21 protein-coding genes are annotated in these 21,850 nt (G+C 73.4%); 9 read left to right on the top strand and 12 right to left on the bottom strand.

Annotated elements, in window-relative coordinates:
- Positions 1-14: 14 nt before the first annotated feature.
- The gene (locus ABZ854_RS29255; protein WP_361216492.1) at positions 15-1,187 is read left to right on the top strand and encodes an acyl-CoA dehydrogenase family protein; all 1,173 of its coding nucleotides are present in this window, start codon (positions 15-17) and stop codon (positions 1,185-1,187) included.
- Positions 1,188-1,514: 327 nt separating this feature from the next.
- Here ABZ854_RS29255 and ABZ854_RS29250 read toward each other — a convergent pair whose 3' ends face one another.
- The gene (locus tag ABZ854_RS29250) at positions 1,515-1,946 is read right to left on the bottom strand and encodes a hypothetical protein (RefSeq protein ID WP_361216489.1); all 432 of its coding nucleotides are present in this window, start codon (positions 1,944-1,946) and stop codon (positions 1,515-1,517) included.
- A 267-nt stretch (positions 1,947-2,213) separates the two neighbouring features.
- Here ABZ854_RS29250 and ABZ854_RS29245 point away from each other — a divergent pair, with 267 nt between their 5' ends.
- From ABZ854_RS29245 to fxsA, 4 genes are all read left to right on the top strand, one after another.
- A complete protein-coding gene (locus ABZ854_RS29245; RefSeq protein WP_129310384.1) occupies positions 2,214-2,654 on the top strand; it encodes an Lrp/AsnC family transcriptional regulator in 441 nt (146 codons plus the stop codon).
- A gap of 152 nt (positions 2,655-2,806) precedes the next feature.
- A complete protein-coding gene (locus ABZ854_RS29240) occupies positions 2,807-4,444 on the top strand; it encodes an amidohydrolase (protein ID WP_361216486.1) in 1,638 nt (545 codons plus the stop codon).
- A 549-nt stretch (positions 4,445-4,993) separates the two neighbouring features.
- A complete protein-coding gene (locus tag ABZ854_RS29235) occupies positions 4,994-5,803 on the top strand; it encodes a polyprenol monophosphomannose synthase (protein WP_361216483.1) in 810 nt (269 codons plus the stop codon).
- A 55-nt stretch (positions 5,804-5,858) separates the two neighbouring features.
- Positions 5,859-6,416 (top strand): FxsA family membrane protein, encoded by a 558-nt coding sequence (fxsA, locus tag ABZ854_RS29230; protein WP_361216480.1) that lies wholly within the window; start codon positions 5,859-5,861, stop codon positions 6,414-6,416.
- Between the two features lie 123 nt (positions 6,417-6,539).
- Here fxsA and ABZ854_RS29225 read toward each other — a convergent pair whose 3' ends face one another.
- From ABZ854_RS29225 to ABZ854_RS29210, 4 genes are all read right to left on the bottom strand, one after another.
- The gene (locus ABZ854_RS29225; RefSeq protein ID WP_003977404.1) at positions 6,540-6,914 is read right to left on the bottom strand and encodes an RNA polymerase-binding protein RbpA; all 375 of its coding nucleotides are present in this window, start codon (positions 6,912-6,914) and stop codon (positions 6,540-6,542) included.
- Between the two features lie 279 nt (positions 6,915-7,193).
- The gene (locus ABZ854_RS29220) at positions 7,194-8,549 is read right to left on the bottom strand and encodes an MFS transporter (RefSeq protein ID WP_361216477.1); all 1,356 of its coding nucleotides are present in this window, start codon (positions 8,547-8,549) and stop codon (positions 7,194-7,196) included.
- Between the two features lie 60 nt (positions 8,550-8,609).
- Positions 8,610-9,380 carry a glycerophosphodiester phosphodiesterase gene (locus ABZ854_RS29215; RefSeq protein WP_361216474.1) on the bottom strand — a complete coding sequence of 257 codons (771 nt, stop codon included), beginning with the start codon at positions 9,378-9,380 and terminating at the stop codon, positions 8,610-8,612.
- Positions 9,377-10,030, bottom strand: coding sequence for a hypothetical protein (locus ABZ854_RS29210; protein ID WP_361216471.1), 654 nt, complete (start codon positions 10,028-10,030; stop codon positions 9,377-9,379). Before ABZ854_RS29210 ends, ABZ854_RS29215 begins: the two co-directional genes overlap by 4 nt.
- 102 nt (positions 10,031-10,132) lie before the next feature.
- On the opposite strand from ABZ854_RS29210, the gene ABZ854_RS29205 reads away from it, so the two are divergent.
- Positions 10,133-11,641, top strand: a complete 1,509-nt coding sequence (locus ABZ854_RS29205) for a PLP-dependent aminotransferase family protein (RefSeq protein WP_361216468.1) — start codon at positions 10,133-10,135, stop codon at positions 11,639-11,641.
- Between the two features lie 247 nt (positions 11,642-11,888).
- Here ABZ854_RS29205 and ABZ854_RS29200 read toward each other — a convergent pair whose 3' ends face one another.
- A complete protein-coding gene (locus tag ABZ854_RS29200) occupies positions 11,889-13,496 on the bottom strand; it encodes an ABC transporter ATP-binding protein (protein WP_361216465.1) in 1,608 nt (535 codons plus the stop codon).
- 40 nt (positions 13,497-13,536) lie between these two features.
- Positions 13,537-13,731, bottom strand: coding sequence for a hypothetical protein (locus ABZ854_RS29195; RefSeq protein ID WP_361216463.1), 195 nt, complete (start codon positions 13,729-13,731; stop codon positions 13,537-13,539).
- Between the two features lie 264 nt (positions 13,732-13,995).
- Here ABZ854_RS29195 and ABZ854_RS29190 point away from each other — a divergent pair, with 264 nt between their 5' ends.
- Together ABZ854_RS29190 and ABZ854_RS29185 are read left to right on the top strand one after the other, a co-directional pair.
- A complete protein-coding gene (locus tag ABZ854_RS29190; protein ID WP_361216460.1) occupies positions 13,996-14,388 on the top strand; it encodes an ankyrin repeat domain-containing protein in 393 nt (130 codons plus the stop codon).
- Positions 14,389-14,687: 299 nt separating this feature from the next.
- Positions 14,688-16,106 carry a HEAT repeat domain-containing protein gene (locus tag ABZ854_RS29185; RefSeq protein ID WP_361216458.1) on the top strand — a complete coding sequence of 473 codons (1,419 nt, stop codon included), beginning with the start codon at positions 14,688-14,690 and terminating at the stop codon, positions 16,104-16,106.
- A 390-nt stretch (positions 16,107-16,496) separates the two neighbouring features.
- Here the strand turns inward: ABZ854_RS29185 and ABZ854_RS29180 are convergent, their stop codons facing one another.
- From ABZ854_RS29180 to ABZ854_RS29160, 5 genes are all read right to left on the bottom strand, one after another.
- Positions 16,497-17,366: a biotin-dependent carboxyltransferase family protein gene (locus ABZ854_RS29180; protein ID WP_361216455.1), complete on the bottom strand. Its 870-nt coding sequence runs from the start codon at positions 17,364-17,366 to the stop codon at positions 16,497-16,499.
- A 31-nt stretch (positions 17,367-17,397) separates the two neighbouring features.
- Entirely contained in the window at positions 17,398-18,015 is a 618-nt protein-coding gene (gene pxpB, locus ABZ854_RS29175; RefSeq protein WP_361216452.1) for a 5-oxoprolinase subunit PxpB, read from the bottom strand.
- Positions 18,012-18,770, bottom strand: a complete 759-nt coding sequence (locus ABZ854_RS29170) for a 5-oxoprolinase subunit PxpA (protein ID WP_361216449.1) — start codon at positions 18,768-18,770, stop codon at positions 18,012-18,014. Before ABZ854_RS29170 ends, pxpB begins: the two co-directional genes overlap by 4 nt.
- A 64-nt stretch (positions 18,771-18,834) precedes the next feature.
- Positions 18,835-19,665: a putative hydro-lyase gene (locus ABZ854_RS29165; RefSeq protein WP_361216546.1), complete on the bottom strand. Its 831-nt coding sequence runs from the start codon at positions 19,663-19,665 to the stop codon at positions 18,835-18,837.
- 5 nt (positions 19,666-19,670) lie between these two features.
- The gene (locus tag ABZ854_RS29160) at positions 19,671-20,990 is read right to left on the bottom strand and encodes an MFS transporter (protein ID WP_361216446.1); all 1,320 of its coding nucleotides are present in this window, start codon (positions 20,988-20,990) and stop codon (positions 19,671-19,673) included.
- 126 nt (positions 20,991-21,116) lie between these two features.
- Here ABZ854_RS29160 and ABZ854_RS29155 point away from each other — a divergent pair, with 126 nt between their 5' ends.
- Positions 21,117-21,812 (top strand): GntR family transcriptional regulator, encoded by a 696-nt coding sequence (locus tag ABZ854_RS29155; RefSeq protein WP_129310418.1) that lies wholly within the window; start codon positions 21,117-21,119, stop codon positions 21,810-21,812.
- Positions 21,813-21,850 lie beyond the last annotated feature (38 nt).

Genomic DNA, 21,850 nt, shown 5'->3' with positions numbered 1-21,850 from the left:
AGGAGACCGACGCCATGTCCGACCGCGACCCGCAGCCGGTGGAGCGTCAACTGCCCACGGAAGAGGCGAGGGATCTGCTCGCGCTCGTCCGTGAGATCGCTCAGCGCGAGATCGCGCCGAACGCGGCCGAGGAGGAGGACGCCGGACGCTTCCCGCGCGAGGTCTTCACCCTGCTCTCGGAATCGGGCCTGCTGGGCCTGCCGTACGGCTCGGAGTACGGGGGCGGCGACCAGCCGTACGAGGTCTACCTCCAGGTCCTGGAGGAGCTCGCCGCGGCCCGCCTCACGGTCGGCCTCGGCGTCAGCGTGCACACGCTCGCCTCCTACGGGCTCGCCGCGTACGGCACCAAGCAGCAGCAGGTCGAGCACCTGCCCGCGATGCTCGGCGGCGGCCTGCTCGGCGCCTACTGCCTCTCCGAACCGGCCTCCGGCTCCGACGCGGCGTCCCTGCGCACCAAGGCCGTCCGCGAGGGCGACCACTGGGTGCTCGACGGCACGAAGGCGTGGATCACCCACGGCGGCATCGCCGACTTCTACACGGTGATGGCCCGCACCGGCGAGGACGGCTCGCGCGGGATCACCGCCTTCCTGGTGCCCGGCGACGCCGAGGGGCTGAGCGGTGCGGCGCCCGAGAAGAAGATGGGCATGAAGGGCTCGCCCACCGCCCAGGTCCACTTCGACGGTGTCCGCGTCTCCGACGACCGAAGGCTGGGCGAGGAGGGCCAGGGCTTCGCCATCGCCCTGTCCGCGCTCGACTCCGGACGGCTCGGCATCGCCGCCTGCGCCATCGGCGTGGCCCAGGCCGCGCTGGACGCGGCCGTCGCGTACGCCACCGACCGCCGCCAGTTCGGCCGGCCCATCGCCGACTTCCAGGGCCTGCGGTTCATGATCGCCGACATGGCGACGCAGATCGAGGCCGGCCGCGCGCTCTACCTCGCTGCGGCCCGCCTGCGCGACGCGGGCAGGCCGTTCGCCAAGCAGGCCGCCATGGCCAAGCTGCTCTGCACGGACGCGGCGATGAAGGTCACCACGGACGCCGTGCAGATACTCGGCGGCTACGGCTACACCGCCGACTTCCCCGTCGAGCGCTTCATGCGCGAGGCCAAGGTCCTGCAGATCGTCGAGGGCACCAACCAGATCCAGCGGATGGTCATCGCCCGTCACGTGGCGGGACCAGAGGGTCGCTGAACTGCCCCCTGAGGACCGTCGGGGCCGCCAGCCTGACCCACTCCGGGTCGTGGCGGCCCGGCAGGGTGCGGCCCCCTTCGGCCCAGGCGCGCAGCAGATCACGGTAGATCGGCGGGTCCGGGGCGGGCGGGGGCGGCGGAACCGATTCTGCGGGCCGGGGTACGAAGATGCGGCGCTGACGCCCGGTGACCGAGTTCATGGGGGCCATGCCTGGGCAACGCGACCGCGGCCGGACAGGTCACCGCCCGGCGGAATCGGGAGTGCGTTCAATCGCGTCCCGCCGAGCCGGGTGGGCCGACGCGACGTCAACCCACCCCCTACGACGGCTCAGGCGGCCTCGCCGCGCATCACCGGGACGCGCAGCGGGCGCGAGCCCGGGCCGCCGGCGTGCGAGAAGGGCTGCGTCCGCCAGTCCAGCCCCTGAGGGAGCGTCAGCAGCAGGGCGGTGTCCTGTTCCTGCGGCAGGACGGACTCGTCCGCGGGGCGGGCGTCCGCCGCCGCGCGGCCCGTCCCCGCGCACACCGTGAGGCCGAACGGATTCCACGGCGAGGCGCACAGCGCGTGCTCCGGCAGCGCCTCCTCGTCGGCCAGCAGCGCGATGGGCTGCGCGCAGTCCGGGCAGATCACCCGGTACATCTCGAAGGTGTCGTACGGGTCGTCGGCGTCCACGAGGTCGCGTTCGACGCCCTCCGGCTCTGGCTCGACGACCGACTGCTGCCGCTTGGGCGCGGAACGACCAGGGCGCTTGACACTCTGCATGGATTTCTCCCCCTAAGGCTGGGCCGTCAACGGCACTGCGGCCTCGACCACAGCAAGCACTTCCCGCCCGCTCTCGGCGGTAATCGCGCCGACGGCATGCAGACCGCCCCGCCGCTGTGGCGTTCATCACACGCCTGGGGTGGGCGCCGCCGGCGACGGTCCGCGTCCCCCGGTCGGCCCACCGCCCGCCCCGGACATCACGAACCGGGCATGACCTGCGCCGCTGAGGTATCCGAGGAGATCAACGGCACGGTAGGTTCTTGCGTCATGGAGGAGCTGGACCGTCAAATCGTGCAGCTGCTCGTCAAGGACGGGCGGATGAGCTACACAGACCTGGGCAAGGCCACGGGCCTGTCCACGTCGGCCGTGCACCAGCGGGTGCGCCGGCTCGAACAGCGTGGCGTCATCCGCGGCTACGCCGCGGTGGTCGACGCCGAGGCGGTGGGGCTGCCCATGACCGCCTTCATCTCGGTCAAACCGTTCGACCCCAGCGCCCCCGACGACATCGCGGACCGCCTCGCCGGCGTACCCGAGATCGAGGCCTGCCACAGCGTCGCCGGCGACGAGAACTACATCCTCAAGGTGCGCGTGGCCACCCCGCACGAACTGGAGGAACTGCTGGCCCGGGTCCGCACCCTCGCCGGCGTCTCCACCCGCACCACGGTGGTCCTGTCGACCCCGTACGAGGCCCGCCCGCCGAAGATCTGAACGCTGCCGGGGAACGGGACCGACCGAAGTGCCGGGAGACCCGGCCGGATCCCGGCGCCGGGCGCGGTCCCACGGGACGCGCGGCTGCCCCGGAGGATGAGGCGGACGCCCCGGTGCCTCGCGCGCCCCGCGCGCGGGAGAGACTGTGGGGCATGAGTGAGCTGTCCACCGACCACCGGAGCGACCCCCGGGCCACCCCGCACACCGTGCTGCTGCGCCGCGGAGAGGTCCACAGCCCCGCCGATCCCTTCGCCACCGCCATGGTGGTGGAACGCGGGCAGGTCGCCTGGGTCGGCTCCGAGGGTGCCGCCGACGCCTTCGCCGACGGCGTCGACGAGGTGGTCGACCTCGACGGCGCCCTGGTCACCCCGGCCTTCACGGACGCCCACGTGCACACCACGTCCACCGGTCTCGCGCTGAGCGGCCTGGACCTGTCCGCCGCCCCGAGCCTGGAGGCGGCCCTCGGCCTCGTCCGGGAGTTCGCCGCCGCCCGCCCCGGCGACCGCGTCCTGCTCGGCCACGGCTGGGACGCCGCCCGCTGGCCCGGCGGCCGCCCGCCGACCCGCGCGGAACTCGACGAGGCCACCGGCGGGCGCCCCCTGTACCTGTCCCGGATCGACGTCCACTCGGCCGTCGTCACCACCGCCCTCTTCGACCTGGTCCCGGACGTGACCGCCCGCGACGACGCCCCGCTCACCCGCGACGCCCACCACGCCGTGCGTGCCGCCGCCTTCGGCGCCGTCACCCCCGCCCAGCGCGACGAGGCCCAGCGCGCGGCACTCGCCCGCGCCGCCTCCCTGGGCATCGGCACCGTCCACGAGTGCGGCGGCCCGCAGATCTCCTCCGAGGACGACTTCACCGGCCTGCTACGGCTCGCCGGAGGACTGCCCGGGCCACGCGTCGTCGGCTACTGGGCGGAACAGGGCGACGAGGGCGTGGCGAAGGCGAAGGAACTGGGCGCGCTCGGCGCCGCGGGCGACCTGTTCGTCGACGGCGCCCTCGGCTCGCACACCGCCTGCCTGCACCAGCCGTACGCCGACGCCGGCCACACCGGCACCGCCTACCTGGACGCCGACGCCGTCGCCCGCCATGTCCTCGCCTGTACCGACGCGGGCCTCCAGGCGGGCTTCCACGCCATCGGCGACGCCGCCGTGACCGCCGTCGTCGACGGAGTCCGCGCCGCCGCCGAGAAGACCGGCCTCGCCCGCGTTCGCGCCGCCCGGCACCGCGTGGAGCACGCCGAGATGCTCACCCCCGAGGCCGTCGCCGCCTTCGCCGAACTGGGCCTGATCGCCTCCGTCCAGCCGGCCTTCGACGCCCTCTGGGGCGGCGAGGACGGCATGTACGCCCAGCGGCTGGGCGTGGAGCGGGCCCGCACCCTCAACCCCTTCGCGGCCCTGCTGCGCGCCGGCGTGCCCCTCGCCTTCGGCTCCGACAGCCCCGTCACCCCGCTCGACCCCTGGGGCACGGTCCGCGCCGCCGCCTTCCACCACACGCCCGAGCACCGGGTCTCGGTGCGGGCCGCGTTCACCGCGCACACGCGGGGCGGCTGGCGGGCCGTGGGGCGCGACGACGCGGGTGTCCTGGTGCCCGGCGCGCCCGCCGACTACGCCGTGTGGCGCACCGACGAACTGGTCGTCCAGGCCCCCGACGACCGCGTCGCCCGCTGGTCGACCGACCCGCGTTCGGGCACGCCGGGCCTGCCCGACCTCTCGCCGGGCCGTGACCTGCCGGTCTGCCTGCGGACCGTCGTCGGCGGCCGGACTGTGTTCGTAGGGCCGGGCGAGTGATCTCCCGGGGTGGCGCGGCGAAGATCGTCCGCCCCCGCTGTGTCGCCCGACCTGGGCATCCTCGCCGGTCAGCGCGTACGGCAGCACGTCTGCGCAGGTCAGGAGGCTGTTGACAGTCGACGGCCGGGGGCCGGTAGGTTCGGCCGAGTCCACCACCGGACGTCCGACCGGGGAGTGTTCGCCACTCGTCGCAGCGCCGCTGGGTCAGGGACGGTGTGCCGCACCGGGGCACCGTCACTGGGAGCCAGGCTCAGCGCCCGCGCCGACGAGGGAACGTTCCGGCCGGTCGGCAAGGTGTGACCCGGGTGGGGCCCGGATGCTCAGTAGACAACGGCTTTCGGCGGACCCGCAGCCAGCGGGTGCCAGGTCGGCCCGAAGGGCACCGGGCCCCCATCCGCCGCACCGGTCGCGTCCGTCGGACGAACATGCCGAAACAGGGGCTCTTACCCCACTCTTGTGGAATCGACACCCCTGTATGAACCCGATGTCACGTCATCGCAGGCCGCGGCCACTATGGTGGACATCTGCGTACGACATGAAGGGGCAGCAGTGAACGACGGCGACGGGACCCTCGCGGCGAAGGCCCAGGGGAGGCAGTTCGGTCCGCTCGGCACGGCCTTGGTGATCATCCCCACGTACAACGAGGCGGAGAACATCAAGACCATCGTGGGCCGGGTGCGCACGGCCGTCCCCGAGGCCCACGTCCTGGTGGCGGACGACAACAGCCCGGACGGCACCGGCAAACTCGCCGACGAGCTGGCCGCCCAGGACGACCACGTCCAGGTCCTGCACCGCAAGGGCAAGGAAGGGCTCGGCGCCGCCTACCTCGCCGGCTTCCGCTGGGGCATGGAGCACGGCTACGGCGTGCTCGTCGAGATGGACGCCGACGGCTCCCACCAGCCCGAGGAACTGCCCCGGCTGCTCACCGCCCTCAAGGGCGCGGACCTGGTGCTGGGCTCCCGCTGGGTGCCCGGCGGCCGGGTCGTCAACTGGCCCAAGTCCCGCGAGTTCATCTCCCGCGGCGGCAGCCTCTACTCCCGCCTCGCCCTTGATCTGCCACTGCGTGACATCACCGGCGGCTACCGCGCCTTCCGTCGCGAGACGCTGGAAGGGCTGGGCCTGAGCGAGGTCGCCTCGCAGGGCTACTGCTTCCAGGTCGACCTGGCCCGCCGCGCGGTCAAGGCCGGCTACCACGTCGTCGAGGTCCCCATCACCTTCGTGGAGCGCGAACTCGGCGACTCCAAGATGAGCAAGGACATCCTGGTCGAGGCACTGTGGCGGGTCACCGCCTGGGGCGTGGGGGACCGGGTCGGGAAGATCACCGGCAAGGCCAGGGGCAAGGGCGCACAGCAGGCGTAGCGCCCGCTTCCTCCCCCTTATCCCGCACTGAGCCGGACCCAGGCACACTGGGACCATGACGACTGGTGCTCCGACCTCCTCATCCACCGCACCGGCCCGCCGCTCCCGGCTGCGCAGGTATCTGCCGCTGGGGCTCGCCGCGTGGCTGGTGCTGGAGATCTGGCTGCTGACCCTGGTCGCCGGAGCCGCGGGCGGGCTGACCGTGTTCCTGCTGCTGGTGGCCGGCGTCGTGGCCGGTTCCGTGGCCATCAAGCGGGCCGGCCGCCGCGCCTTCCAGAGCCTCAACGAAGCCTTGCAGCGCGGGGGTTCGCCCGAGCGTGGCGGTGGCAACGGCCTGATGATGCTGGGCGGCCTGCTGCTGATCATCCCGGGGATGATCTCGGACGTGATGGGCCTGCTCCTGCTGCTCCCGCCGGTCCACAAGGCCGTGAGCCGCTGGACCGAGAGCGCCCTGGAGCGCAGGCTCCGCCGGGCCGCCCCGGGCAGCCTGGGTAACGTCTTCCAGCAGGCCCGCATCCACCGTCCCGACGGCAAGGTGGTGCAGGGCGAGGTCATCCGCGACGACCGCCCCGGGTCGGGGGAGCAGGACCGGCGCCCGCCGCTGGCGCGGTAGCCATCCTCGGGCACGGAGAGGACCAACCTCGGGTACAGACAGAGGTACAACGCGAAAACCGCGGGCGCCGTACATCATGTACGGCGCCCGCGGTTACTCGCTTTGGTTGCCTCGCGGCTCCCGCTAGGCGGACTTGCGGCTGTCCCGGGGGTGAACGGCGATGTTCATCGCCCCCGAGCGCAGGACCGCCAGACGCTCCTCGAGGACCTCTTCGAGTTCCTCACGGGTCCGGCGCTCCATCAGCATGTCCCAATGGGTACGCGCGGGCTTGGCCTTCTTCTCCTCAGGGCCGTCGCCGTCCACCAGGAGTGCCTGGGCCCCACAGACCTTGCACTCCCACTCCGGCGGGATCTCCGCCTCGACCGAGAAGGGCATCTCGAAGCGGTGCCCCTTCTCACATGCGTACTCCACGGCCTGGCGCGGAGCCAGGTCGATACCGCGGTCCGTCTCGTAGCTGGTCACCACGAGGCGCGTACCGCGAAGAGCTCGCTCACTCATGAATCGTGCCTCCCGGGCTTGTCGCCCACAGGACAGGTGTCGCTGTCGTCGTCATCCGGTCAACGTCCGGTCGGCGGTAAAGATTCCCGCCCCGAGTCCCGATCCGGGGCCATGCGTCGCCGTCGTAGCCGCAGCCTTGCTGACCAATGTCGTACCCACCGGCGCCCGGTTTGTCACATCTGCTAGCAGATGTCACCCAGCGTTTCGGCTTCTTTGACGCGCAGTAACGGTACGCCTGGCAGGCCAAAGGCGTACACTACCGCCCTTTCGTGTTGAGTGCTAAATCTTCTCGGGCACCGGGTTGCCGGCCGCCGCGACGGCCCGCCGTACGGGGACCCGGGCGAGCAGGGCGAAACCGATGACGAAGAACGCCACGAGAGAGATGATCGCGGACCGGTAGCTTCCGGTGATCTGGTACGTCAGCCCGAACAGCAGCGGACCGAGCCAGCTCATTCCGCGGTCGCTCAGCTCGTACGCCGAGAAGTACTCGGCCTCCTTCCCGGGCGGCACCAGGTGCGAGAACAGCGACCGGGACAGCGCCTGGCTGCCGCCGAGGACCAGGCCGATCCCGCAGGCCAGCACGAAGAAGAACACCGGCGCATTCGCCGGCAGGAAGTACCCGGCCGCCAGGGTCGCGGTCCACGCCACCAGCGAGCCGAGGATCGTCCGCTTCGCGCCGTACGTCCGGGCCAGCCGGCCCATCGCGAGCGCGCCCGCCACCGCCAGCACCTGCACCAGCAGCACCGCCGTGATCAGCGTGGACTGCCCTAGCCCCAGTTCCTCGGAGCCGTAGACCGAGGCCTGGGTGATCACCGTCTGGATGCCGTCGTTGTAGATCAGGTACGCCAGCAGGAAGGCGAGCGTCAGCGGATGCCGGCGCATGTCCCGCACGGTCGCCGCCAGCTGGCGCAGGCCGGGGGAGGCGGCGCCGGCCGCGCGCTCTCCACGCGCGTGGCGGTCGCGCAGCCGCCGTAGCGGCACCAGCGTGAAGGCGCCCCACCACAGGCCGGCGGAGGCCAGGCAGATCCGGACCGCCGCCGTCTCGGACAGCCCGAAGGAGCCGTGCGCCGAGTACAGCACGAGATCGGCGACGAGAACCAGCGAGCCCGCCGCGTAGCCGAACGCCCAGCCGCGCGAGGAGACGGCGTCACGGTCCTCCGGCGGGGCGATCTGCGGCAGGTAGGAGTTGTAGAGCATCGACGCCACGGACTGCGCCGCGTTGGCGACGACCAGCAGCACCCCGCCGAGCAGATAACGGTCGCCGTCCAGGAAGAACATGCCCGTCGTCGCGGCCGCGCCGGTGTACGCCGCGGCCCCGAGCAGCGGCTTCTTGCGGCCGCCGCGGTCCGCCGCCGCGCCCACCAGGGGCATCAGCACGACGGCCACGATCACCGACAGCGACACCGAGTAGGCGAAGAACGAGCCCGCTCGTACCGGCAGACCCAGCGGGTGCACATAGCCGTCCGCGTCCGCCGCCGACTCGGCGACCGAGGTGAGGTAGGGGCCGAGGAACACCGTGAGGACGCTCGTCGAATAGACCGAGCACGCCCAGTCGTAGAAGTACCAGCCGCGCTGTTCGCGCCGCAGTCCGGCGGCCTCGTCGGCCGCCTGTGCCCGCACGGTCCCGGTGTCCACCCGTGCCCTCGCTTCCCCGCATGTGTGCCGTGCGAAGGCGCGGCCCCGGTTCCCGGGCGGTCAGACCCAGACGCCGCGGTCCTCCATGACCTCGCGCAACGTGTCGATGTGATCGGTCATGATGCCATCGACTCCCAGGTCCAGGAGCCGGTGCATCCGCTCCGGTTCGTTGACCGTCCACACGTGCACCTGCAGCCCGCGCGCGTGGGCCGCGCGCACGAAGCGGTGGTCGACCACGGGCACGCCCGACTGCGCCTCCGGCACCTGCGCGGCCACGGCGGACCGGCGCACCGCCGCCGGCAGCCCCCAGGACCGCAGCCGCAGCCCGAGCACGCCCCGGCTGCCGAACGACGTGGCCAGACGCGGTCCGGCCAGCCGCTGCGCCCGCAGCACGCGCGCCTCGGAGAACGAGCCGACACAGACCCGGTCCCAGGCGTCCCTGCGCTCGACCAGCTCCAGCAGGGGCCGCAGCGCCGGCTCCGCCTTCACGTCCACGTTCCAGCGCACCGAGGGGAAGTCCTCCAGCAGCTCCTCGAAGAGCGGCACGGGCTCCTCACCGCGCACGCGCGCGTGCCGTACGACGTCCCACGTCAGGTCGGCGATGCGGCCCGCCCCGTCGGTCACCCGGTCCAGGGTGGCGTCATGGAAGGCGACGAGCCGCCCGTCAGCCGTGGCGTGCACATCGGTCTCGATGTACCGGTAGCCGAGCGCCACCGCACGCCGGAACTGCGCCGCCGTGTTCTCCAGTCCGTCGGCCGCACCGCCCCGGTGTGCGAAGGCGATCGGACCGGGATGGTCGAGGTACGGGTGGCGTATGAGGGTCGTCGTCACCGACGCAGTATCGCGCGCGCCGGGGTCCGCGCCGCAACGACCGTGCCTCCCGCCCCGGCCGCCGGCACGGCGAACACCCGCAGGAACAACTGGGCCAGCGGCCCGATCGACAGCGCGTACAGCAGCGTGCCGACGCCGATGGTGCCGCCCAGGACGAAGCCGGTGACCACCACGACGACCTCGATGCTCGTGCGCATGAGCCGGATCGAACGGCCGGTGCGCCGGTGCAGCCCCGTCATCAGGCCGTCCCGCGGGCCCGGACCGAAGCTCGCCGCGATGTACAGGCCGGTCGCCACACCGTTCAGCACGATGCCCGCCAGCAGCAGCGGGATCCGGACGGCGAAACCGTGTACGTCCGGGACGAGGGCGAGCGTGCCGTCCAGGGAGAGGCCGACCGCGAACACGTTGGAGACCGTGCCGAGGCCGGGACGCTGCCGCAGCGGGATCCACAGGAGCAGCACGGCGGCTCCCACGATGATGGAGACGACCCCGATCGTGAGGCCGGTGAGCTTGGCCAGCCCCTGGTGCAGCACGTTCCAGGGCTGCAGCCCAAGGCCCGCCCTGACGAGGAGCGCCGAACTCGCGCCGTACAGCGCGAGCCCGGCGTACAGCTGGATCAACCGTCGTCCGATGTGGCCCTGCGTGGACACGACGTACCCCCCTGGGTGGTGGCGGTGGCCTGACGCATGACACTCTGTGGCTTGGGATGCGATGCCATCCATGGCCAATTCGGGGAAGGTGGACTGATCGTCATGGCGCAGTGGACCTCTGCGGTGGGTGCCGCGCAGCTCGCCCGGCTGCTCAACTCCCAGCAGGACCGTCCGGCCGGCCCGGGCACGCGCCGCCCGCCCGCCTACCGCGCGCTGGCCGACGGCATCCGGCTGCTGGTCCTCGAAGGGCGCGTCCCGGTGGCCGCCCGTCTGCCCGCCGAACGCGAGCTGGCCCTGGCGCTCTCCGTCAGCCGCACGACCGTCGCCGCCGCCTACGAGGCGCTGCGCACCGAGGGCTTCCTGGAGTCCCGGCGCGGCGCGGGCAGTTGGACCGCCGTACCGGCCGGGAACCCGGTCCCGGCCCGCGGCCTCGAACCGCTGCCGCCCGAGGCGCTCGGCTCGATGATCGACCTGGGCTGCGCCGCCCTCCCGGCCCCCGAACCGTGGCTGACCCGCGCCGTGCAGGGCGCGCTGGAGGAACTGCCGCCGTACGCCCACACGCACGGCGACTACCCGGCGGGGCTGCCCGCGCTGCGAGCGATGATCGCCGAGCGGTACACCGCGCGCGGTATCCCCACCATGCCCGAGCAGATCATGGTGACGACCGGGGCGATGGGCGCGATCGACGCGATCTGCCACCTGTTCGGGGGCCGCGGCGAGCGCATCGCCGTCGAGTCGCCGTCCTACGCCAACATCCTGCAGCTCATGCGGGAGGCGGGCGCGCGGCTCGTGCCCGTCGCAATGGCGGAGGGGCTGACCGGCTGGGACATGGACCGCTGGCGCCAGGTGCTGCGCGAGGCCGCGCCCCGGATCGCGTACGTCGTCGCCGACTTCCACAATCCGACCGGCGCCCTGGCCGACGAGGACCAGCGGCGCCGGCTGGTGGACGCGGCCCGATCGGCGGGCACGGTACTGGTCGCCGACGAGACGATGACCGAGCTGTGGCTGGACGAGGAGATCGGGCCCGCGGGGATGCCCCGTCCGGTGTGCGGGTTCGATCCGGCCGGCTCCACGGTGATCACGGTCGGTTCGGCCAGCAAGGCGTTCTGGGCGGGCATGCGGATCGGCTGGGTGCGGGCGGCGCCGGACGTCATCCGCAGCCTGGTCGCCGCGCGCGCCTACGCCGACCTGGGCACCCCGGTGCTGGAGCAGCTGGCCGTGGCCTGGCTGCTGAGCACGGGAGGCTGGGAACAGGCGCTGGAGCTGCGGCGCGGTCAGGCCCGCGAGAACCGGGACGCCCTGGTGACGGCGCTCCGCCGCGAGCTGCCCGGCTGGGAGTTCGAGGTCCCCCAGGGCGGTCTCACCCTCTGGGTCCGCGCCGGGGGGCTGTCCGGCTCCCGCCTCGCCGAGGCCGGCGAACGCGTGGGCGTCCGGGTCCCCTCGGGGCCCCGCTTCGGCGTGGACGGCGCCTTCGAGGGGTACGTGCGGCTGCCGTTCACAGTCGGCGGCGCCGTCGCCGACGAGGCCGCGGCCCGCCTGGCAGCCGCGGCCCACCTGGTCGAACAGGGCGCCTCCCCTTCCACCGAGTCCCCCCGCACATTCGTGGCATAGCCCGCGGCCCCGCCCTGGGGGGCTGGTCCGCCGTCGGGTGCGGGTGCGTGGTGGCTGATCGCGCAGTTCCCCGCGACCCTGACGGGGCGTGTACGCACCTAGCTGCGGGCATGCGTGCCGTGGGCGACGGCGCCGAACGGCTACCCAGCTGCGGGCATGCGTGTCGCTAGGGGCGGCACGGGTGGGCGCAGCGGCACCCTGGCAGCGCCGGTAAGCGGACCTACCCCGGACCAGCGCAACGGCAGCGCTACGCGGGTTCCGCTGCGACGGCTTCCGCGGGGACCGCCTCCGTAGCCATCGGCGTCGACTCCACCCCCTCCGCGTCCGCCGGCGTCGTGCGCGAAGGCAGCAGCGCCTCCACCGCCTGCCGGTCGGCCTCGCTGGTCGCGTCGTCGTAGGGGTCAGGCGTGCGCGGCACCTGCAGCCGGTGCACGGCCCCGCTCCCCAGCCGCGCGTACCCCCGCCCCGGCGGCACCTGGTCGAGCGGCGTCGTGTGCGGCCGCACCCCCAGCACGGCCCGCACCTGCGAGGCCGCCGCCGGCCCGAGCACGACACGCGCGCGCGTGTGCTGCCGTACCGCCTCGCTCAGCGCCTCCGCGCTGTCGAACTGCTCGGCCACCACTACGGTCACGTTCGCGGCGCGGCCGTGCCGCAGCGGCACCTGCAGCAGCGCCTGCGGATCCTTGCGCCCGTCCGCCGCCGCGAGGTGGGCGAACGCGGTCGGCCGGTCCAGCAGGAGCCACAGCGGCCGCCTGGTGTCCTCCGGCGGCGGATCGCCCGCCTGCCGCGCCTTGTTGATGGCGACGAGCCGCCGCTCGGTCTCGTGCGCGGCCCACTCCAGGCTGGCCACCGCCCCGGCCAGCCCGCACTCGACTGCCAGGACGCCGTCCCGGCCGGTCAGGCACGCGTACTCGCCGGTGCCGCCGCCGTCGACGATCAGCACGTCACCGTGGTGGAGGGCCTGCAGGGCGATGGAGCGCAGCAGCGTCGAGGTGCCGCTGCCCGGCTGCCCCATGGCCAGCAGATGCGGTTCCGTGGAGCGGATGCCGGTCCGCCAGACCACCGGCGGTACGTCGCGCTGCTCCTCCCCGTAGGCGAGGGGAAGCGTGCGCGGCTCCTCGGCGGGGTCGGTGAAGCCGAGCACCGTCTCGCCCGGCGCCGTCACGAAGCGCTGCGCGGCGATGTCGGTGGGCAGCGGGTCGAGGACGGCCACCGTGAGCTGGTTGCCCTCCTCGTCCCACGCGTAGTGGTACTCGCGGCCCCGGCCGGCCTTCGCGGCGAGCAGCTGCTCGACCCGCGCGCGGGCCTCGGGCTCGCCGTCCGGGAAGTACGCCGGGTAGCGGATCACGAGCCGCCCGACGCGCCCGGCGTCGTCGAACTCGTGCTCCGCGAACGCCTTTTCCCACTCCCCGCCGTGCGCGTACACCGGAGCCGGGTCCTCGGCGGTCGAGAAGTACGGCACGAGGGCCTCGTACAGGGACTGGAGCCGCTGGGTCTGCGACTCGTCGGGCCCATCGGGTTCCGGGGGGGTGCGATCGCGCCCCTGCCAGGCCGCCGCGCCCATCACGGTGACGACGGCGAGCAGCGGACCGTACGGCACCAGCGCCACCACCAGGACCAGCGAGGCCACCAGGAACAGCAGCGGCCCGCGCTTGTCCTTGGGCGTCTCCGCCCATCTGCGCCGCCCGGCCGAGGCCAGTTGGCGCAGCCCGCGCGTGATGGTGATCAGCGGGTGGAGGACGTCGGTGGCGCTGTCGGCCGCCGTCCGGGCCAGCTCCCGGCTCCGGGCGATCTGCGTGCGGGCGATCTGCGCGCTGCCGTTGCTCAGAATGCGGGGGAGAGGGCGGCGGGCCACGGCTGTCTCCTGTCGGTGGGTACGGGCAGGACGGGCGGTGTCAGAACTTGATTCCGCCGAGGAGGCTCGCCAGGCTCTCGCCTCCGGCCCTGATGCTCGGCGCGACCTGCGTACTCGCCAGGTAGAAACCGAACAGTGCCGTGACCACGGCGTGCGATGCCTTGAGGCCGTCCTTCTTGAAGAAGAGGAACACGATGATGGCGAGCAGGACGACGCCTGAACAGGTGAGGATCATTTGCGATCTCCTGGTGTCGAGAGGGGACAGTCACCATGAGTTCTTCCAGGATCACAGAATGTATCTATACGACAAAAGGTGCAACCGGGTGATTTCCGTCGCTTTTCCCCCGACCGATGCAGTCGTACGTGGGCCGGTTGAGCAGGGCACTTGCGCCCGCCGGCGTCTGAAGTGATCTTTACCTCCGGCACTTCGGCGCATGTGTGACGCGAGCCAGTACCCTGGCGATTCACCCGAACGGTTGTAAGAGAGGCGGACCGGCCGATGAGCGAAGCCCCCGACCCCGAGGTCGTGGAGCTGGCGACCAAGATCTTCGACCTGGCCCGGCGGGGCCAGACCGAGGCGCTCGTGGCGTACGTCGACGCGGGTGTGCCGGCCGGCCTCACGAACGACCGCGGCGACTCCCTGGTGATGCTCGCCGCCTACCACGGCCACGCCGACGCGGTGCGTGCCCTGCTCGCCCGGGGCGCCGCGGCGGACCAGGTCAACGACCGGGGCCAGACCCCCCTCGCCGGGGCCGTCTTCAAGGGTGAGACGGACGTGATCAAAGCCCTCCTGGAGGGCGGCGCCGATCCCGACGAGGGCACCCCCTCGGCGACGGACACGGCACGCATGTTCGGCAGGACGGAACTCCTGGAATTGTTCGGCGCACACTGATCCGAACGTTCCTACCAGGTACGACACGGAAAACGGGGGAGGCGGTAAAGGGCCGCCGGAAATACGGTCGCGGCAGCGGAAAGTGCCGGTCATCATGGCGATGTGATTCACGGACGCGATGGCTGGGCAGGTGTTGCCGCACCGCGCGGACCGTGATGCGGTCCGCGAGGGCCACGACGAGAGGCAGAGGAAGATGGTCTACAGCAAGCAAGAGACGGCGGGCGCCCCGACGTTGTGTCACGCGGCCAGGTAGTGCGTGGTCCCCGGTTGCGTCGACGCTTGATGTGAGGCTGTTTCCCATGTTCGATCCGGTCATAGCGCCCAGCGGAACGCTGCTCGGCCTGCTTCAGCGCGGCCGCGGCGACGGCACGCTGCACGCGCTCACCGCCCCCCGCGCGGAAGCGCTGGCGGCCCTGAACCACTGTGTGCTCCACGATCCACGCCACGACTGGCACGTGGAGAACCGCTCCCTGTACTGCGCGCGGCTCTACCTCGACCTGGACGGCGAGCTGGACGCCATCGAGGCGCACCTCTTCGACGCCGAGGACGTCCTCGACGCCGACGAGTCCCGTACCGGCCTCGCCCTGGCCGTTCTCGGGCACCTCGCCTCTTACGGCCGGCGGGACGCGCTCGAACTGCTGCGCAGGTACGCCGCTCACGGCTCCAACTGGGCCTGGGCCCTGGACGAGCTGGCCCTGAGGGACGACGACGCCGCCCTGCGCGCCCTCGCGGCGCCGGTGCTGGCCCGCTTCCCCGCCGATCCCGAGGGCGACGCCGAACTGGCCGCGGCCGTACGCGACGCCTTCGAGCCCCGCCCCTGGCGGCTGTGGGCCGACGATCCCCGCGAATCGATCGCCACGCGCGTGCGTGCCGCCCAGGAGACGGGCAATTTCGATCGCTGGCAGCGCCAGATGCGGCCCACCGGACCGCGCCCCGGCTGGAGCGTGAACGCCGTCTTCGAGTGGGCTCAGCAGGGGGTCGAACGCGGCGCCGCACTCCACGTCCCGGCCGCCCGCTGCCTGGTCGCCGTCGCCGGCCCCGAGGACCGGCCGGAGATCGTCCGGGCCGCCCGGGACGGCAGTGAGGGCGCCCGCTGCACCGCGCTGCGCTATCTCGCCGACAGCAACGACCCCGACGCCCTCGACCTCATCGAGGCCGCCGCGACCAGCGGACCGGTGGGCGTGGTCGAGGCCGCCGTCGACGCCTTCGAACGGATGCGCAGCGTCGCCGCCGTCGACCGCGCGCGCGGATGGGCCCACCGGCCCGACGCCCTCGGCGCCGCCGCCGGCCGGGTGCTCGCCTGTCGCGGCGGAGCCCGGGACAAGGACCTCGTCCTCGCCGCCCTCCGCGAGGCCGTACGGGGCGAGGGCCCCGACGCGCCGACCCTGTGGACCCTCGTCGACGGCGCCGGACGACTCGGCATCGCCTGCGCGGCCCCCGTGCTGCGCCACATCTACCGCGAGACGGCCTCCTCCCACCTCCGCGGCCGCGCCGCCCGCGCCCTGGCCGCCACCGACCCCTCGTTCGCCACCGGCTTCGCCGTCGAATGCCTCTGGGACTGCGAGGAGACCACCCGCGAACTCGCCGCACGGCACGCCGAGACCGGCGACGCCCGCGTCGTCGAACGCCTCCGCCGCCTCGCCGCCGACCCGGCCGAGGAAGCAGAGGTGCAGACGGCCGTACGCAGCCGCATCACCCCGGACAGCCCGGCGTCCTGACCCCGGGAAGCCGCGTGCCGGGTCCACCGTGAGACGCACCGCCACCCGGCCCGGGCCCGCCGGGCGCTCCCCGGCCCCGCGGAGGACAGGCGCCGGCGCGGGGCCCCCGCCCTGACCGGGCCCTACGGCGGGAGCCGCTCACGCGACGCGTCATCGCGCGGAGCGGCCCGGCTCCCGCGCGAGCGGCGGCTGCCTCGCAGGGGGGCCGCGTCGCCCCGCGCCGGGCCCAATGGGGGCGCGAAACAGCAGCCAGGCGTGACAGCGGGCGAAGGCGGCCCTCGGCCGGGGTGGCGAGGCCGCAGGTCGAGCGCCTGCGGCCGGTAGCACTGCTCAGCGGTCGCGTACCGGCCGGACCCGCCACCGTCGGCAGGCGTCCGTCCGGGCGCTGACTCAGCGGTGGCGTACTGCCACGAAGCGGACCGGTGTGCCGGGTACGGCCTGAGCGGCGGCCGCGAGGTCGGCGGTCCGGACCACCGCGATCACCGGGTAGCCCCCGGTGGTCGGATGGTCGGCCAGGAAGACCACGGGGCGGCCGTCCGGCGGCACCTGGACCGCGCCGAGCACCATGCCCTCACTCTCCAGTTCACCGGGCCGGGCCCGCTCCAGCGCGGGCCCCTCGGTCCGCAGGCCGATGCGGTTGCTCGCCGACGAGACCCGGTACCCGCGCCCGGTGAACCGCCGTACGGCTTCCGGTGTGAACCAGTCGTCGCGCGGCCCCAGCGTGACCCGCAGCACCAGTTCGGCCGGCGGACGCGGTTGCGGCGCGGTGTCCACGCGCGCGGGCGTTGCCGACGGCGTACCGAGGGGCAGCACCATGCCGTCGGCGAGCGGTGGAGGGCCGAGCCCGGACAGCAGATCGGTGGCCCGGCTGCTGAGAACCGGCTCCACGGCGACGCCACCGGATACGGCCACATACGCGCGCACTCCCGCCGTGGCCGGTCCCACGTCGAGCACCTCACCGGCCGGGACGACGACGGGGGCGCCCCAGGCGGCGGGGCGGCCTCCCACCGTGACGGCACAGGGCGCGCCCCCGACCGCGACGGTCACCGTGGACCGGGGCCGCAGCGCGCACCCGGTGAGCGTTGCCTCCAGCACGGCCGCGTCCCGCGGATTGCCGGCGAGCCGGTTCACGAGCGCCGCGGCGGCGGCGTCGAGCGCCCCGGAACGCGGCACGCCGAGGTGCGCGTACCCCGGCCGCCCGCGGTCCTGCACCGTGGTCAGTACCCCCGCCCGTACGACGACGAGCGCGCGGTCGGTCATACGATCACCACCGTGACCGTCGGCCGGCCGGTCATGTCGTCCCCACGGGGACGAACCGCACCCGGGTGCCGGGCGAGAGCAGGGCGGCCGGTGTGCGGGCGGGGTCCCACAGCGGCGCGTCCGTCGTGCCGATCAGCTGCCAGCCGCCCGGGGACGAGCGCGGGTACACGCCCGTGTACGGGCCGGCCAGGGCCACGGCGCCCGCCGGGACTGCCGTGCGCGGGGTGGCCCGGCGCGGGACGTCGTACCGCGCCGGCAGGCCGGTGAGGTAGCCGAAACCGGGCGAGAAGCCGCAGAACGCGACCGTGAACTCCGTATTCGCGTGGATGCCGGCGACCTCGTGCTCGGCCACCTTCCAGTGCGCGGCGACCGCGGCGAGGTCCGGGCCGTCGTAGCGCACCGGGAGTTCGATCAGCTGCCGCGCGCGTGGGTAAGCGGCCGGAGCGGGGGACGCGGCCAGTTCGGTTGTCCAACGGAGCAGGTCGTCGAGGCCGTCGAGCAGCACCGTACGGGCCGCCGGGACGATCTCGCGCACCCTCAGCGAGCCCTCGGCGCGGCGGCGGAGCAGCTCCGCGTGCAGGGCGCGCGCCTCCTCGGCGGTGGCCAGCTCCACGAGCAGCCCGTCGTCGCCGACCGGCAGCGTCCTCATGCGAAGGCCTCCACCGTCACGCCCGCCGCCACCAGGCGCTCCCGAACCCGGCGGGCCAGCTGCACCGCGCCCGGGGTGTCCCCGTGCAGGCACAGCGAACGCGCGCGCACCGCGATGGAGGCGCCGGAGCGCGCGGTGACCGTACCGCCTCGCGCGAGCCCCACCGAGCGATCCACGACGGCCTCGGGATCGCTCACCACGGCACCCTCCCTGCCGCGCGGCACCAGCGTGCCCTCGTCCGTGTAGGCGCGGTCCGCGAACGCCTCCGGCACGGCCGGCAGGCCCGCCTCACCGGCCAGCGCCAGCAGACGCGAGCCGGGCAGCCCCAGCACGGGCAGGCCGGCGTCCGCCAGGCGCACACCGTCGATCACCGCACGTGCCTGCTCCTCGTCGTGCACCACCCGGTTGTAGAGCGCCCCGTGCGGCTTGACGTACGCCACGCGCGCGCCCGCCGCCCGCGCGAAGACCTCCAGAGCGCCGACCTGGTACGCCACCTCGGCGGCCAGCTCGGCTGGCGGCACGTCCATCGCACGGCGCCCGAACCCGGCGAGGTCCCGGTAGGAGACCTGGGCGCCGATCGTCACCCCGCGTTCCACGGCCAACTCGCACACCCGGCGCATCGTGGCCGCGTCCCCGGCGTGGAAACCGCAGGCCACATTGGCACTGGTGACGACGGACAGCAGCTGTTCGTCGTCGGTCAGCCGCCAGCGGCCGAAGCCCTCGCCGAGGTCGGCGTTCAGATCGATCGTGCTCATCGGTCTTTCCGTGTCTCCGTGAGTCGTGGTCCGTGGTCGTACGGGGTGACAGCGACGGCCGGGGTCAGTCCACGCCGACCACCCGGTACTGCTCGTCCCGTGCGTCGGTCAGGAACATCCGGCCCGGCGCGTGGGTGATCGCGAACGGCGGCCGGGAGGCCATCACCGCCGCCTGCGGGGTCACCCCGCACGCCCAGAACACCGGGATGTCGTCGGGTCCGGCGTCCACCGCGTCGCCGAAGTCCGGCCGGCCGAGGTCCGCGATGCCGAGGGCCGAGGGGTCGCCGCAGTGCACGGGGCCGCCGTGCACGGCCGGCAGCAGGCCGCTCTCCCGGATCGCCGCACGCAGGTGCTCCGGCGGCACCGGGCGCATCGACACCACCATGGGCCCGCTCAGCCTGCCCGCCGGCCGGCACGGTCGGCCGGTCACGTACATCGGCACGTTGCGGCCCTGCTCGACATGGCGGACGGGGACGCCCGCCCGGGCCAGCGCCCACTCGAAGGTGAAGCTGCAGCCCAGCAGGAACGACACCAGGTCGCCACGCCAGTGCGCACGGACGTCCGTCGGCTCCTCGACGAGCTCGCCGTCCCGCCACACCCGGTAGCGCGGCAGGTCGGTGCGCAGGTCGGCGCCTGGGGCGAGGACGGTCGTGACCGAACCCGCGTCCGTGACGTCGAGGACCGGGCAGGGGCGGGGGTTGCGCTGGCAGAACAGCAGCATGTCGTACGCCCAGTCGGCCGGGACCGCGATCAGGTTGGCCTGGGTGTGGCCCGCCGAGACCCCGGCCGTGGGGCCGGCCAGGCCCGCCCGGAAACGGGCCCGGGCGGTCTGCGGGCTCCACGCGTGCGCGTGCGGGTCGGTGAGGGTCACCGGACGGTCGTCGGTACGGTTCACCCGCGTCACGCCAGTTCCTTTCCGCGCGTCTCCGGCAGCCCGAGCAGCGCCAGGGCCGCGATGCCGTAGCCGATCGCGCCGAAGACGAGAGCGCCGCCCACGCCCCAACTGTCGGCCAGGAAGCCGACCAGGGTGGGGAACACGGCGCCCACCGCGCGCCCCGTGTTGTAGGTGAAGCCCTGGCCCGTGCCGCGCACCTCGGTCGGGTACAGCTCGCTCAGGTAGGAGCCGAACCCGCTGAAGATGGCCGACATGCAGAAGCCGAGCGGGAAGCCGAGCACCAGCAGCAGGGTGTTGGCGCCCTGCGGGATGTTCGCGTACACCAGGACGCAGATCGCCGAGAGCAGGGCGAACAGCCAGATGGTGCGGCGCCGACCCAGGCGGTCGGTGAGGTGACCGCCGGTCAGATAGCCGAGGAAGGCGCCGGAGATCAGGAAGGTCAGGTAGCCGCCGGTGCCGACGACGGACAGGCCCCGGTCGGTCTTCAGATACGTCGGCACCCAGGTCGCCAGCGTGTAGTAGCCGCCCTGCACGCCCGTGGACAGCAGGCTCGCGAAGACCGTGGTGCGCAGCAGCCCTCGGTCGCCGTCCGGGCCGGGCCGGAAGATCGCCGTGAACGAGCCGCGCCGCGGGCTGTGTTCGCGGGCCGCTGTCGCCTCCGGGGCGTCGTGCACGCGGCGGCGCAGCCACAGCACGAGCAGCGCGGGCAGCGCGCCGGTCCAGAACATGACGCGCCAGGCCAGGTCGTCACCGGCGAAGGAGAAGACCAGCGTGTAGACGACGGCCGCCAGCGCCCAGCCGACCGCCCAGGAACTCTGGACCGCGCCCAGGGTGCGGCCCCGGTGGCGTGCGCTCGCGTACTCGGCGACCAGGACCGCGCCGACCGCCCACTCACCGCCGAAGCCGAGGCCCTGCAGAGCGCGGCAGACCAGCAGCGTCCCGTAGTCGGGCGCGAAACCGCAGGCCACGGTGAAGACGGCGTAGGTGCTCACCGTGATCATCAGCGCCCGCACCCGGCCCACCCGGTCCGCGAGCACGCCGGCCAGGGCACCGCCGACGGCGGAGACCACCAGCGTGACGGTGGTGAGCAGTCCGGTCTGGCCGCTGTCCAGGCTGAAGTAGGCGGAGAGCGCCACCATGCTCAGCGGCAGGGCGAAGTAATCGTAGGAATCCAGGGCGTACCCGCCGAAAGCGCCTGCGAACGCGCGTCGGCCGCCCGGGCCGAGGGCGCGCAGCCAGCCGAAGGCGCGGTCCGGGTCGGCGCCTTCGCCGTGCGCCGGGCGTACGCCGGAGGCCACGGGCGGGGGCGACGGGGTCATGCTCATGGGCACCTCGCAGAGGGGGACGGAGGGTGCTGGGAAACGAGCCGTGCGGAGCACCGTAGGGGATCGTTCAACGATCCTTCAATACCCCTGTTGTTTCGTTCCCGGGTCTGCGCTTGAATTCCGTGCATGGCAGAGCAGCTGACGGAACTGGCCGACGACCGGGCGCTCCTGGGGCGCACCAGCACCGCCGAGCGGGTCTCGGACATCCTCAGGAGCCGGATCGCCGAGGGCTTCTTCCCACCGGGCACCCGCCTGTCGGAGGACAGCATCGGCGGGGCGCTCGGCGTCTCCCGCAACACCCTGCGCGAGGCGTTCCGACTGCTCACCCACGAGCGCCTGCTGGTCCACGAACTCAACCGCGGCGTCTTCGTACGGGTCCCCACCGTCGAGGACGTCGAGGACATCTACCGCACCCGCGCCCTGGTCGAGTGCGCCGTCGTCCGGGGCCTCGGCGACCCGCCCTACCCGCTGGAGGAGCTGGCCGCCGCCGTCACCGACGGCCAGGTGGCGGCCGCCGAGAATGACTGGAAAGCGCTGGGCACCGCCAACATCCACTTCCACCGCGAGCTGGTCGCCCTCGCCGGCAGCGAGCGCACCGACGAGCTGATGCGCAGCGTCTTCGCCGAACTGCGCCTCGCCTTCCACGTCGTGGACCACCCGCGCCGGCTCCACGAGCCCTACCTCGTCCGCAACCGCCGGCTGCTCGAGGCCCTGGAGGCGGGCGACCGGCGGGAGGCGGAGCGGCTGCTGGAGACCTATCTCGCCGACTCCCTCCAGCGGGTCGTCGAGGTGTACCGGCGCCGAGTGGACGGCACCCCGTAGCGGCACCGGGACGTCGTTTGGGCCGTTGTCAGACCGAG

Source organism: Streptomyces sp. NPDC047028 (assembly GCF_040644095.1).
Classification (GTDB): Bacteria; Actinomycetota; Actinomycetes; order Streptomycetales; family Streptomycetaceae; genus Streptomyces.
Note: the sequence above shows the minus strand (reverse complement) of the source record. Positions and strands in the feature narration are given on the sequence as shown.